This is a genomic window from Hafnia alvei (assembly GCF_034424155.1).
Taxonomy (GTDB): Bacteria; Pseudomonadota; Gammaproteobacteria; order Enterobacterales; family Enterobacteriaceae; genus Hafnia; species Hafnia alvei.
The window spans coordinates 3,621,279-3,635,377 of sequence record NZ_CP139992.1 but is presented as its reverse complement, the minus strand read 5'-3'; the positions used below and the strand labels follow the sequence as shown (position 1 = coordinate 3,635,377).

At 48.7% G+C, this 14,099-nt stretch carries 13 protein-coding genes; 12 read left to right on the top strand and 1 reads right to left on the bottom strand.

Annotated elements, in window-relative coordinates; genetic code table 11:
• Positions 1-91: 91 nt before the first annotated feature.
• A complete protein-coding gene (gene map, locus U0008_RS16995) occupies positions 92-892 on the bottom strand; it encodes a type I methionyl aminopeptidase (RefSeq protein WP_025800227.1) in 801 nt (266 codons plus the stop codon).
• Positions 893-1,279: 387 nt separating this feature from the next.
• Here map and rpsB point away from each other — a divergent pair, with 387 nt between their 5' ends.
• The 12 genes from rpsB to fabZ all read left to right on the top strand — a co-directional run bounded on the left by rpsB (position 1,280) and on the right by fabZ (position 14,098).
• Positions 1,280-2,005, top strand: coding sequence for a 30S ribosomal protein S2 (gene rpsB, locus U0008_RS16990; RefSeq protein ID WP_025800226.1), 726 nt, complete (start codon positions 1,280-1,282; stop codon positions 2,003-2,005).
• Between the two features lie 192 nt (positions 2,006-2,197).
• Positions 2,198-3,049 carry a translation elongation factor Ts gene (gene tsf, locus U0008_RS16985; RefSeq protein ID WP_025800225.1) on the top strand — a complete coding sequence of 284 codons (852 nt, stop codon included), beginning with the start codon at positions 2,198-2,200 and terminating at the stop codon, positions 3,047-3,049.
• A gap of 198 nt (positions 3,050-3,247) precedes the next feature.
• Positions 3,248-3,973: a UMP kinase gene (gene pyrH / locus U0008_RS16980; RefSeq protein ID WP_020303583.1), complete on the top strand. Its 726-nt coding sequence runs from the start codon at positions 3,248-3,250 to the stop codon at positions 3,971-3,973.
• Between the two features lie 163 nt (positions 3,974-4,136).
• Positions 4,137-4,694 carry a ribosome recycling factor gene (gene frr, locus U0008_RS16975; protein WP_025800224.1) on the top strand — a complete coding sequence of 186 codons (558 nt, stop codon included), beginning with the start codon at positions 4,137-4,139 and terminating at the stop codon, positions 4,692-4,694.
• Between the two features lie 168 nt (positions 4,695-4,862).
• Entirely contained in the window at positions 4,863-6,062 is a 1,200-nt protein-coding gene (gene ispC / locus U0008_RS16970) for a 1-deoxy-D-xylulose-5-phosphate reductoisomerase (protein WP_043495272.1), read from the top strand.
• A 275-nt stretch (positions 6,063-6,337) separates the two neighbouring features.
• Positions 6,338-7,099, top strand: coding sequence for a (2E,6E)-farnesyl-diphosphate-specific ditrans,polycis-undecaprenyl-diphosphate synthase (gene ispU, locus U0008_RS16965; RefSeq protein WP_025800222.1), 762 nt, complete (start codon positions 6,338-6,340; stop codon positions 7,097-7,099).
• A 9-nt stretch (positions 7,100-7,108) separates the two neighbouring features.
• Positions 7,109-7,960, top strand: coding sequence for a phosphatidate cytidylyltransferase (cdsA, locus tag U0008_RS16960; RefSeq protein ID WP_025800221.1), 852 nt, complete (start codon positions 7,109-7,111; stop codon positions 7,958-7,960).
• A 25-nt stretch (positions 7,961-7,985) separates the two neighbouring features.
• Entirely contained in the window at positions 7,986-9,341 is a 1,356-nt protein-coding gene (gene rseP, locus U0008_RS16955) for a sigma E protease regulator RseP (RefSeq protein WP_043495270.1), read from the top strand.
• 37 nt (positions 9,342-9,378) lie between these two features.
• Positions 9,379-11,787: an outer membrane protein assembly factor BamA gene (gene bamA, locus U0008_RS16950; protein ID WP_043495268.1), complete on the top strand. Its 2,409-nt coding sequence runs from the start codon at positions 9,379-9,381 to the stop codon at positions 11,785-11,787.
• Between the two features lie 174 nt (positions 11,788-11,961).
• Positions 11,962-12,459 (top strand): molecular chaperone Skp, encoded by a 498-nt coding sequence (skp, locus tag U0008_RS16945; RefSeq protein WP_025800218.1) that lies wholly within the window; start codon positions 11,962-11,964, stop codon positions 12,457-12,459.
• 3 nt (positions 12,460-12,462) lie between these two features.
• Entirely contained in the window at positions 12,463-13,485 is a 1,023-nt protein-coding gene (gene lpxD / locus U0008_RS16940) for a UDP-3-O-(3-hydroxymyristoyl)glucosamine N-acyltransferase (RefSeq protein ID WP_025800217.1), read from the top strand.
• A 157-nt stretch (positions 13,486-13,642) separates the two neighbouring features.
• Positions 13,643-14,098 (top strand): 3-hydroxyacyl-ACP dehydratase FabZ, encoded by a 456-nt coding sequence (gene fabZ, locus U0008_RS16935; RefSeq protein ID WP_025800216.1) that lies wholly within the window; start codon positions 13,643-13,645, stop codon positions 14,096-14,098.
• Position 14,099: the final 1 nt, after the last annotated feature.

The window sequence follows — 14,099 nt, the reverse complement described above, 5'->3', positions numbered from 1 at the left end:
ATCTCCCGTTGTCGCCGAGTTAAGAACGCAAAACATAAAAAAAGCCGGCATAAGCCGGCTTGAGATGATGACTCGCTCGTTAAGCGATGGGTTATACGTTCTCGTGAACGATAACGCGTGGGAGATCGGTCTCTTCCTCACGCAGTGTCAAAATCTCGCAACCGTTATCAGTCACCACAATAGTATGCTCATACTGTGCGGACAAGCTGCGATCTTTAGTTTTTACCGTCCAGCCATCTTTCATGGTGCGGATGCGGTAATCACCGGCGTTGACCATAGGTTCGATGGTGAAAGTCATCCCTTTTTGCAGTACCACGCCGCCGTCGTCGGCATTGTAATGCAGAACCTGAGGTTCTTCGTGGAACACTTCACCAATGCCGTGACCACAGTATTCACGCACCACAGAGAAACCGTGTGATTCAACGAATTTCTGGATTTCAGCACCGATTGTGCGCAGGCGAATACCCGGTTTTACCATTTTCAGCGCTAGATAGAGGCTTTCCAGCGTGATGCGACACAGGCGCTCGCCCAGAATGGTAGGCTCACCCACGATAAACATTTTTGAAGTATCGCCGTGCCAGCCATCTTTGATAACGGTCACGTCGATGTTAACGATATCGCCATTTTTCAAGATTTTTTCGTCGCTAGGAATGCCGTGGCAAACCACTTCATTCACGGAGATGCAAACGGATTTTGGATAGCCGTGATAGCCCAAGCAAGCGGAGATCGCATGCTGTTTTTGGGTAATGTAATCGTCGCAGATACGGTCAAGTTCACCGGTGCTGACGCCAGGAACCACGTAAGGCTCGATGATTTCTAGGATTTCCGCGGCCAGTCGTCCAGCCACGCGCATTTTTTCGATTTGTTCAGGTGTTTTTATTGAAATTGCCATGAAGTATGTGTCCGCAGGTGTCGTGAAATCGACAATGAGAATCAATTGCTGAACATGGTAACAGTCCTCGGAACCGCTGCCAAATCCTACGATAGCCGTGGGCTCAAAATGCAACAAAAGGTGGAGTCTGTGGCTCGTTTATGGTATAAAGCGCGCCGCAGTTCCTATATCTTCTGTTTCTTTTGCTCAATAGAGCGGGGCGTTGATAAGGAAGCTGTAAATCTCAATTGTGTTATTTGTATTCTTTGCAAAGAAACGACAACAACACACACATATCGGCACGTGCGCCGGGGTGCCTTGCAGGATGAGTCTTAGGACAATGCCTTGCCGGGTCGGCTCATGGGATATGTGGAGGCTTAACCCCAAACTTTATATAGAGGTTTAATCATGGCAACTGTTTCCATGCGCGACATGCTCAAGGCTGGTGTTCACTTTGGTCACCAGACCCGTTACTGGAACCCGAAAATGAAGCCTTTCATCTTCGGTGCTCGTAACAAGGTTCACATCATCAACCTTGAAAAAACTGTTCCAATGTTCAACGAAGCTCTGGCTGAGTTGCAGAAGATTTCTGCTCGTAAAGGCAAAATCCTGTTCGTTGGTACTAAACGCGCTGCAAGCGAAGCGGTAAAAGAAGCTGCGAACAGCTGCGATCAGTTCTTCGTGAACCATCGCTGGTTGGGTGGCATGCTGACTAACTGGAAAACCGTTCGTCAGAGCATCAAGCGTCTGAAAGATCTGGAAGTTCAGTCTCAGGATGGCACTTTCGATAAGCTGACCAAAAAAGAAGTTCTGATGCGCAATCGTGAACTGGCCAAGCTGGAAAACAGCCTGGGCGGTATCAAAGACATGGGCGGCTTGCCTGACGCTCTGTTCGTCGTTGATGCTGATCACGAACACATCGCGATTAAAGAAGCCAACAACCTGGGTATCCCGGTATTCTCTATCGTTGATACCAACTCCGATCCGGACGGCGTTGACTTCGTTATCCCTGGTAACGATGACGCAATCCGTGCAGTAAACCTGTACCTGAGCGCTGTAGCGGCAACTGTCCGTGAAGGCCGTTCTCAGGATCTGGTTTCCCAAGCGGAAGAAAGCTTCGTAGAAGCTGAATAATAAGGCAAGCTCAAAATTTGAGCCCTTATTAACCAGGTATTAAAATATGTTGGTTAGGGGGCCTTTATGGCCCCCCCTTTCTTTGTAAAAATCGCCTTTCACATCACGGCGATATAAAGAACCAATCCCTAGACGAGAGAACCTGTCTCCGTGAGGTTCGCTCTTCACGACGAGACCACCGAGGAAAATACAATGGCTGATATTACCGCCGCCCTGGTAAAAGAACTGCGTGAACGTACTGGCGCAGGCATGATGGATTGTAAGAAAGCGCTGACCGAGGCCCAAGGCGACATCGAGCTGGCAATCGAAAACATGCGTAAATCTGGCGCGATCAAAGCGGCGAAAAAAGCAGGCAACGTTGCTGCTGATGGCGTGATCAAAACCAAGATTGAAGGCAACTACGGTGTGATTCTGGAAGTTAACTGCCAGACTGACTTCGTTGCTAAAGACGGTGGTTTCCAGGCATTCGCTGAGAAAGTGCTGGACGCTGCGTTTGCAGGCAAAATCACCGACGTTGAAGTACTGAAAGCACAGTTCGAAGAAGAGCGTGTTGCACTGGTTGCTAAAATCGGTGAAAACATCAACATCCGTCGCGTATCTTCTCTGGAAGGCGATGTACTGGCTAGCTACCTGCACGGTGCTCGCATTGGTGTTCTGGTTGCCGCTACTGGCGCTGATGAAGAACTGGCTAAGCAACTGGCAATGCACGTTGCTGCAAGCAAGCCTGAATTCGTTAAACCAGAAGACGTTTCTGCTGAAGTCGTAGAAAAAGAGTACCAGGTTCAGCTGGACATCGCGATGCAGTCTGGTAAGCCGAAAGAAATCGCAGAGAAAATGGTTGAAGGCCGCATGAAGAAATTCACCGGCGAAGTTTCTCTGACTGGTCAAGCTTTCGTTATGGACCCAAGCAAAACTGTTGGTCAGCTGCTGAAAGAGCACAATGCTGACGTTACCAATTTCATCCGCTTCGAAGTGGGTGAAGGTATCGAAAAAGCGACCGTAGACTTTGCTGCAGAAGTTGCTTCAATGACTAAAGGCGCTTAATTGCCTTCAAATGGAACCGCCGCAGGGTGGTTCCATTGTTTTATCTGGAAACGTTAGGCGCATAGCCCTTAGCCAACGTAGAAAGGTTTACACTATTAAGTATCCCAGCCAGCATTAGAATGTATCCCAATGATCGGTTACGACCGTGCATTGAAATACCTCCGACTATTTATTGACTGCTTCTTAGGACAGAACACCATGGCAACTAACTCCAAACCCGTATATCAGCGTATCTTGCTCAAGCTTAGCGGTGAAGCCCTGCAAGGTGCAGAAGGTTTTGGCATCGATGCAAGCGTACTGGATCGTATGGCTCAGGAAGTTAAAGAGCTGGTCGAATTAGGCATTCAAGTCGGTGTTGTCATCGGCGGCGGAAACCTGTTCCGTGGCGCAGGTCTAGCACAAGCGGGCATGAACCGCGTTGTGGGCGATCACATGGGGATGCTTGCCACCGTGATGAACGGCTTGGCAATGCGTGATGCGTTGCATCGTGCTTATGTGAACGCGCGTCTGATGTCTGCAATTCCACTTAACGGCGTGTGCGATAACTACAGCTGGGCAGAAGCGATTAGCCTGCTGCGTAACAACCGCGTAGTGATTTTCTCTGCCGGTACCGGTAATCCATTCTTCACGACTGATTCCGCAGCTTGTCTGCGCGGTATTGAAATCGAAGCTGACGTGGTATTGAAGGCGACCAAAGTTGACGGTGTGTATTCAGCCGATCCGGTCACCAATCCAGATGCAACGCTGTTCGATCAAATGACCTATCAGGACGTTTTAGAAAAAGAACTAAAAGTCATGGATCTGGCCGCTTTCACCTTGGCTCGCGACCATAACCTGCCGATTCGTGTGTTTAACATGAACAAGCCAGGTGCTTTGCGTCGTGTCGTTATGGGTGAGAAAGAAGGCACGCTGATCTCCAAATAATTTGGAGCATAACGGCGCTCTACGAACGTGAGAGCCTTACGCGTCATTTTTACTCGATGAATATTGCGTCAGGCTTTCTTGCCAGTTACGCTTGATTGAAAATATATCGGCGTTTCTCATGATGAAGCGCCAGTTTAATTAACCGTTTTCAAGGGTTCGCAACGTGATCAACGAAATCAAAAAAGATGCCGAAACGCGCATGGATAAATGCGTTGAAGTATTTAAGTCAAACATCAACAAGATCCGTACAGGTCGTGCTCATCCGAACCTGCTGGATGGTATTTCTGTAGAATATTATGGATCTGCTACGCCTCTGCGTCAGGTTGCTAACGTAGTTGCTGAAGACTCTCGCACACTGGCAATCACCGTGTTCGATCGTTCTCTGTCTGCGGCGGTAGAAAAAGCGATCATGGCTTCAGATTTGGGCTTAAACCCAATGTCTGCGGGCGCGGTTATCCGTGTTCCATTGCCAGCGCTGACCGAAGAACGTCGTAAGGATCTGATCAAACTGGTTCGTGCTGAAGCTGAGCAGGGCCGTGTTTCTGTTCGTAACGTACGCCGTGATGCGAACGATAAAGTCAAAGTTTTGCTGAAAGATAAAGAAATCAGCGAAGACGAAGATCGTAAATCGCAAGACGAAGTGCAGAAAATGACAGACGTGATGATCAAAAAGATCGACGCTGCATTAGCTGACAAAGAAAAAGAGTTGATGGAAGTTTAATTCCTCACTGGCTTGAAAAAAGCGTCGCCCCGGCGGCGCTTTTGTTTTTGGGCTATCCGAGAAACCTCAGGCTGTTGCTGAAGACGGGCTAATTCTCATAGACAATCCGCCGTCTTAGTTTCAGACTGATGCATCTCCTGTTCTAAACAGTTATTCAGAAGACCCCTCATGAAGCAACTGACTATTCTTGGTTCTACCGGCTCCATTGGCACCAGTACACTGGCTGTGGTGCGAGCAAATCCTGATAATTTTAAAGTTGCCGCGCTGGTGGCAGGTAAAAACGTCGAAGTCATGTTCCAACAGTGCGTTGAATTTGCTCCGCGCTACGTTTCTATGGCTGATGATCATGCTGCCCAGACGCTTCGTCAACGCTTACAAGATGCTGGGATCAGCGGCATTGAGGTGATGTCTGGAGAGCAGGCCGCCTGCGATTTAGCTGCGCTAGATGACGTTGATCAGGTTATGGCTGCCATTGTTGGCGCAGCAGGCCTGTTACCAACGTTGGCCGCGATTAAGGCTAATAAGCAAGTTTTACTGGCCAATAAAGAGGCGTTAGTGACCTGTGGACGTCTGTTTATGGATGCGCTGAAGCAGAGCCGCGCTCAGCTGTTGCCTATCGACAGCGAACATAACGCTATTTTTCAGAGTTTGCCCGAGGCTGTACAAAATAATCTTGGCTTTGCCTCACTGAACGAGAATGGCATATCGCGTATTGTTCTTACCGGCTCTGGGGGCCCATTCCGTCAATTGCCGATGGGTGACTTTGCTGCGGTCACGCCAGATCAGGCTTGTGCGCACCCGAACTGGTCAATGGGGCGTAAGATTTCCGTTGATTCTGCCACCATGATGAATAAAGGTCTGGAGTATATCGAAGCTCGCTGGCTGTTTAATGCCTCTGAGTCCGAGATGGAGGTGATTATTCACCCTCAATCCGTTATTCACTCTATGGTGCGCTACCGCGATGGGAGCGTCATTGCGCAGCTAGGTTCGCCTGACATGCGTACGCCAATTGCCCATGCGATGGCTTATCCTGCTCGCGTGCAAACCGGTGTTGAACCTCTCGATTTCTGCAAAATTGGATCATTTACGTTCGAGCAACCCGATATGGTGCGCTATCCTTGTTTGCAACTGGCGATAGACGCGTCGCGGGCAGGGCAGGCAGCGACAACCGCATTGAATGCGGCGAACGAAGTTTCAGTGGATGCATTCTTACGCGGGCAAATTCGCTTTACGGATATTGCGGCGTTAAATCAGGATGTTTTGTCGTCATTATCTTGTTGTGAGCCGCAAAGTATTGCAGAAGTCTTGGATATTGATCGCCAAGCGCGCGAAGTAGCCACTCGTTTGAGCGCGAACTTCCTAATATAGATTAGTTATTCCCTGTGTAGGTAGTTTGTGGCGGTTCAGGTGAAATGATATAGTTTGCGACAACTTTTGGCGGGTCGAGATGTTTAGTGTGCTAAGGATTTTGATTTTGCCGCTGATTAATTGGTTAGCCGTGACTAGTACACGGCTTTTTTGCGCATTAAACACTTGGTTATTTAATACTCGGTTCAGTTTGTGCAATTGATGTCGTATGGGCAAGGTGAGCTTGATGTTGTGGCTTACTTCAGTGCCATGCTTTTGAGGAATTGATTACACGTATGTCTTCCACTCAATCACCAATGACTGACGAGATGGTCTGTGGTCCACAGCACGTCGCTATCATTATGGACGGCAATGGCCGTTGGGCGAAGCGTCAGGGCAAAATGCGTGTATTTGGCCATAAAGCTGGGGTGAAATCGGTACGTCGTTCCGTACGTTTTGCGGTTAGCCATGGCATCAAGGCGTTAACGTTGTATGCGTTTAGTAGTGAGAACTGGAACCGCCCAGCGCAGGAAGTCAGTGCGCTAATGGAGCTCTTCATTCGGGCATTAGACGGTGAAGTGAAAAGCTTGCATAAGCACAATGTACGTCTGAAAATCATCGGTGATATCGGCCGTTTTAGCTCGCGCTTACAAGAGCGTATTCGTCGTTCTGAGCAATTAACTGAAAATAATGATGGGCTAACGTTAAATATTGCCGCTAATTATGGTGGGCGATGGGATATCATGCAGGGCGTGAAAACGCTGGCCGAGCAGGTCAAGGCCGGAGTACTTCAACCTGAAGATATCACTGAGGACTTGCTGAGCCAGCAAGTTTGCTTACATGAACTGGCTCCGGTTGACCTTGTCATTCGGACCGGTGGAGAGCATCGGGTCAGCAACTTTTTGCTGTGGCAAATCGCATATTCCGAGTTTTATTTCACGGATGTGCTGTGGCCTGATTTTGATGAACTTACCTTTGAAGGTGCACTTAATGCATTTGCGCAACGCGAGCGCCGCTTCGGAGGCACTACACCTATCAACGCATCAGATGCGTCTTAGGGGGATCTCTTGCTGAAGTCTCGCATTATCACTGCTTTGATCTTAGTGCCTATTGTCATTGCGGCGCTGTTTTTATTACCTCCTGTAGGTTTTGCGATTGTGACCTTAGTCATATGCATGCTAGCCGCTTGGGAGTGGGGACAACTTGCTGGGTTTACATCTAATTCGCAGCGTATTTGGGGCGCCGTGATCTGCGGCCTAGTGCTGGCTGCAATGCTGCTAAGCCTGCCTGAATTTAATCGAAGCGTGCACCTGCCGTTAATTGCTGGTTCGCTGTGGGCATCAGTTGTTTGGTGGATTGTTGCGCTGTTTTTGGTGCTGTTTTATCCCAAGTCTGCGGGATGGTGGAAACACTCTCGCGTGCTCAAAATTGTTTTTGGCGCAGCGACCATCATTCCGTTCTTTTGGGGAATGATTGCACTACGTCAACACGGTTATGACGCCGATCATTATCAAGGGGCGTGGTGGCTGTTGTACGTGATGTTCCTGGTATGGGGAGCGGATTCTGGCGCTTACATGTTTGGTAAACTGTTTGGTAAAAACAAGCTGGCGCCAAAGGTTTCTCCGGGTAAAACGTGGGAAGGCTTCATCGGTGGTTTGATTACCTCAGCGCTAATTTCGTGGGGTTTTGGTTTGTACGCCCCGCTCGCTGTGGTGCCAGCTACGCTGCTGGTTTGCTCTATTGTCGCCGCTCTGGTTTCTGTGCTGGGCGATTTAACCGAAAGTATGTTCAAACGCGAAGCCGGCATCAAAGACAGCGGGCATTTAATTCCCGGTCATGGCGGCATTCTGGACCGTATTGATAGTTTGACTGCGGCAGTACCGGTGTTTGCATGTCTTATGCTGTTAGTGTTTTACTAGTCCGCTTGAGACAGGGAGCTTACCAATGACCAATATACTCTGGAGCCTGATTGCGTTTTTAGTGGCGCTTGGGGTGTTGATCACGGTGCATGAATTTGGCCACTTTTGGGTGGCTCGCCGCTGTGGCGTGAAGGTAGAACGCTTTTCTATCGGTTTTGGTAAGGCGCTGTGGCGTCGTGTAGACCGCAGCGGTACGGAATATGTGCTGGCTCTTATCCCGCTTGGCGGCTACGTCAAAATGCTGGATGAGCGGGTAGAGAGCGTTGCCCCTGAGTTTCGTCATCAGGCGTTTAATAACAAAACGGTGTGGCAGCGAGCGGCCATTGTCAGCGCAGGGCCTATTGCTAACTTCTTGTTTGCGATCGTTGCCTACTGGTTTGTTTTCGTGATTGGTGTACCTAGCGTTCGTCCGGTTATTGGCGAAATTGTTCCTCAATCGGTAGCGGCTCAAGCAGATATTTCGCCAGGATTGGAACTAAAGTCCGTTGCAGGTATCGAAACGCCTGACTGGGATTCTGTTCGTTTAGCGCTGGTCGGAAAAATTGGCGCGAAAGAGACGACCGTTGAAGTTGCACCGTTTGGTAGTGACGATAAAACGCAGAAAACTCTGGATCTGACGCATTGGCAGTTTGAGCCAGATAAACAAGATCCGGTGGTTTCGCTTGGCATCGTGCCGCGTGGACCGCAGGTTGAGCCGATCCTTGCTGAAGTGCAGAAGGATTCAGCGGCTCAGAAAGCAGGTTTGCAAGTCGGCGATAGGATCGTTAAAGTCGATGGTCAGCCGTTATTGAACTGGCACACTTTTGTTAAACAGGTCCGTGAAAGACCTAACGAAAGCATAGCACTTGATATTGAACGCAATGGAAATATTCAGTCATTGCAGTTAACACCAGACAGCAAAGCTGTTGGTGCGGGTAAAATGGAAGGCTTTGCTGGCATCGCGCCGAAAGTTATTCCTTTACCCAATGAGTATAAGACGATTCGACAATATGGACCGTTTATGGCGATCTATCAGGCCAGTGATAAAACATGGCAATTGATGAAGCTAACGGTCTCTATGGTAGGGAAACTAATTACTGGTGATGTGAAGCTGAATAACCTGAGTGGGCCGATTTCGATCGCGCAGGGCGCAGGGATGTCAGCGGAGTACGGTGTTGTGTATTACCTAATGTTCTTAGCGCTTATCAGCGTTAATTTAGGAATTATCAACCTGTTCCCACTCCCAGTACTTGATGGTGGTCACTTGCTCTTCTTAGCGATTGAAAAGCTAAAAGGAGGGCCGGTTTCCGAGCGAGTTCAAGACTTCAGTTATCGCATCGGTTCTATTTTACTGGTGTTGTTAATGGGGCTTGCACTTTTCAATGATTTCTCGCGCCTCTAAGGGACGGGATTTAGGTTAGGAAGAACGCATAACAACGATGGCGATGAAAAAGTTGCTCATAGCGTCGCTGCTGTTTGGCAGCGCAACCGTATACGGTGCAGATGGATTCGTAGTGAAAAATATTCATTTCGAAGGCCTGCAGCGGGTCGCCGTCGGTGCGGCGTTACTTAACATGCCGGTTCGCGTTGGCGATACCGTCAGCGATGAAGATCTCAGTAACACTATTCGCGCATTATATGCGACCGGCAACTTCGAAGATGTTCGGGTGCTGCGCGATGGTGAGAACTTGATCGTGCAGGTTAAGGAACGTCCTACGATCGCGAGTATTACCTTCTCCGGTAACAAGTCTGTAAAAGACGACATGCTGAAGCAGAACCTTGAAGCTTCTGGCGTGCGCGTAGGTGAAGCTCTGGACCGCACAATGCTTTCTAGCATTGAAAAGGGTCTGGAAGATTTCTACTACAGCGTCGGTAAATACAGTGCGACGGTGAAAGCGGTGGTAACACCTCTGCCTCGTAACCGTGTTGACTTGAAACTGGTATTTACTGAAGGTAAATCCGCTCAGATTCAGCAAATCAATATCGTAGGGAACCACGCGTTCACCTCCGAAGAGTTGATTGCTCGTTTCCAACTGCGCGACGAAGTTCCTTGGTGGAACTTGGTTGGTGACCGTAAATATCAAAAACAAAAACTGTCTGGTGACTTAGAAACCTTGAGAAGCTTCTATTTGGATCGCGGCTATGCCCGTTTCAATATTGATTCTACTCAGGTGAGCTTAACGCCGGATAAAAAAGGCATTTACATCACTGTCAATATCACTGAAGGCGACCAGTACAAACTCACTGGCGTTGACGTGAACGGTAACATGGCGGGTTATAGCACTGAAATCAACCGCTTGACCACGATTGAACCGGGTGAACTGTATAACGGTGCCAAAGTGACCAAGATGGAGGATGACGTTAAGAAACTCCTCGGTCGCTACGGCTATGCTTATCCAAAAGTACAGACCCAACCTGAAATCAACGATGCGGATAAAACCGTTAAGTTGCATATGAGCGTTGATGCGGGTAACCGTTACTACGTTCGTAACATCAAGTTCGCTGGTAATGACACCAGTAAAGACTCCGTTCTGCGTCGCGAAATGCGCCAGATGGAAGGTGCATGGTTAGGCAGCGACTTGGTCGATCAGGGTAAAGAGCGTCTGAACCGTACCGGATATTTTGAAACCGTTGACGTTGATACTCAGCGTGTTCCAGGTACGCCGGATCAGGTCGATGTCACCTATAAGGTGAAAGAGCGTAACACCGGTACTTTCAACTTCGGTGTGGGCTTCGGTACTGAAAGTGGCGTTAGCTTCCAAGTCGGCGTTCAGCAGGAAAACTGGTTGGGTACAGGTAATACCGTTGGTATTAGCGGTACCAAAAATGATTACCAAACCTATGCTGAACTGTCTATGACAGACCCGTACTTCACCGTTGACGGTGTGAGCTTGGGTGGTCGTATTTTCTATAATGACTTTAAAGCTGATGATGCGGATCTGTCTGACTATACCAACAGCAGTTATGGCATTGATGGCACCTTAGGGTTCCCAATCAACGAAAATAACTCGTTGCGTACCGGTCTGGGTTACGTGCATAACTCCCTGTCTGATATGCAGCCACAGGTGGCTATGTGGCGTTATCTGGACTCTATGGGACAGCATCCGGATGATACTAAGAAAGCTGACTATACCGCTGATGACTTCACGTATACCTTAGGTTGGTCATATAACAACGTTGACCGCGGGTTCTTCCCAACTCAGGGTACGAAAGCATCTCTGAACGGTAAAGTGACCATCCCTGGTTCTGATAACGAATACTACAAAATCACGTTCGATAGCCAAAGCTATCTGCCGTTGGATGACGATCGTTCTTGGGTCGTGATGGGACGTTCCCGTTTAGGCTACGGTGACGGTCTGGGCGGTAAAGAAATGCCGTTCTATGAAAACTTCTATGCCGGTGGTTCGAGCTCGGTACGTGGTTTCCAATCGAACAACATCGGTCCTAAAGCGGTTTATCTGAATTCGAACGGCAGCATTGATAGCAGCAAGACGGATGATAACGATGCGGTGGGCGGTAACGCCATGGCAGTGGCCAGCCTTGAGCTGATTACGCCAACGCCGTTCGTGGGTGAGAAATATTCCAACTCACTGCGTACCTCTATCTTCATGGATGCGGGTACTGTTTGGGATACCAATTGGGATAACAACGGCTGTGGCGCGACCTCCTGTAGCTCTCAGGGTATTCCTGACTACAGCGATCCGAGCAACATTCGTGTCTCTGCGGGTCTCGCACTACAGTGGATGTCTCCACTGGGGCCATTGGTGTTCTCATACGCTCAGCCTGTTAAGAAATACGACGGTGATAAATCGGAGCAGTTCCAATTTAACATCGGTAAGACTTGGTAATAAGCTACTCTATAAAAGCTACTGTATAAGGCATGGGGATACGTCCCCATGCCAGAATGCATAAGTTCCACTCAGAGCGTTCTTTTATAATGGACGTTGTGAGAGACACTATGGGTCGGTGCCTATGCGGTATACGTGTCGTCGACACATATGGGTGATGGTAAGGAGTCTAAATTGAAAAAGTGGTTATATGCGGCAGGTCTGGGCATGGCATTAGCAGTTTCTGCTAACGTACAAGCTGCTGATAAGATTGCAATTGTAAACGTATCCAGCATCTTCCAGCAGTTGCCACAGCGTGCAACCGTTGCGAAACAACTGGAGAACGAGTTCAAGAGCCGCGCAACTGAGTTGCAGGGTCAGGAACGCGATCTGCAGTCAAAAATGCAAAAACTGCAACGTGATGGTTCTACCATGAAAGCCAGCGATCGTACCAAGATGGAAAAAGACATCATGGCACAGCGTGACGCTTTCTCTCAGAAAGCTCAGGCTTTTGAGCAGGATAACCGTCGTCGTCAGGGCGAAGAACGTAATAAGCTGTTGAGCCGCATTCAGGATGCCGTTCGTGCCGTTGCTAAAGACAAAGGCTACGATCTGGTTATTGATGCAAATGCTGTTGCTTATGCTGATTCTTCCAACGACATCACTGCACAAGTGTTGAAACAGGTTAAATAAGGCATGGCTTCAATTCGACTCGCTGATCTCGCTCAGCAGTTGAATGCAGAGCTCCACGGTGATGGCGATATCGTCATCACCGGCGTTGCTTCAATGCATTCGGCAAAATCGCAGCAAATCACTTTTTTATCTAACAGTCGCTACCGTGAACAATTAGCTGCTTGTAATGCAAGCGCTGTGGTGTTGACTGAAGCGGATCTGCCTTTCTGTACGTCGGCGGCGTTGGTAGTAAGAAACCCTTACTTAACCTATGCACTGATGGCGCAGATTATGGATACAACACCGGCTCCGGCAAAAGATATTGCGCCGAGTGCGGTGATTGATGCAACGGCTCAGCTTGGTAACAATGTTTCTGTTGGTGCCAATGCGGTCATTGAAGAGGGCGTTGTGCTAGGCGACAACGTCATCATTGGTGCCGGTTGCTTCGTAGGTAAGTTCACCAAAATTGGTTCAGGCACACGCTTGTGGGCCAACGTTAGCGTTTATCATCAGATCGAAATCGGTGAGAAATGTCTGATTCAGTCAGGAACCGTTATCGGCGCTGATGGTTTTGGTTATGCTAACGATCGCGGCAATTGGATTAAAATTCCACAGCTCGGCACGGTACGCATCGGCGATCGCGTTGAAATTGGCGCATGTACCACCATCGACCGTGGCGCTTTGGATGATACCATTATTGGCAACGGCGTAATTATCGACAATCAATGCCAGATTGCACATAACGTTATGATTGGCGACAATACAGCAGTTGCTGGCGGTGTTATCATGGCGGGCAGTCTGAAGATTGGTCGTTACTGCCAGATTGGCGGTGCAAGTGTGATTAATGGTCACATGGAAATTTGCGACAAAGCCGTGGTAACGGGAATGGGTATGGTGATGCGTCCTATCACTGAACCGGGTATTTATTCCTCTGGTATTCCGCTGCAACCCAACAAGGCATGGCGTAAAACGGCAGCTCTGGTGATGAATATTGATGAAATCAATAAGCGTCTAAAAGCCGTTGAAAAGAAAGTCACTAATGACTAACGACTAAAGCCATACCTTTGTCAGTGAATACATATTCCTGGCATTTACCCTGTTTTACTGGGTATAAAACGATTTGCGGCCTGCATCATTGTCTTTATATGGACATGAGGCGGGCCGTGTTGTTGATGACAATTAGTTTTCCTACAGGAAGAGTATTTTGACTACTGACACTCATACTCTCAATATTTCCGAGATTTTAGAGTTACTGCCGCACCGTTTTCCGTTCCTTTTAGTGGATCGCGTTCTTGATTTTGAAGAAGGCAAATTCCTGCGTGCAGTGAAAAACGTTACTTTTAACGAGCCGTTTTTCCAGGGCCACTTCCCTGGCAAACCGATTTTCCCAGGCGTGTTAATTCTAGAAGCGATGGCTCAGGCTACCGGTATTCTGGCATTTAAAAGCGCGGGCAAACTGGAGCCAGGCGAGTTGTACTATTTTGCTGGTATTGACGATGCTCGCTTTAAGCGTCCCGTTCAGCCAGGCGACCAGATGATTCTGGAAGTTGAATTCCTTAAAGAGCGCCGCGGCGTAGCTCGCTTTAACGGTGTTGCCAAAGTAGACGGTAAGATTGTTTGCGAAGCTTCAATGATGTGTGCCCGTAGCCGGGAGGCCTAAT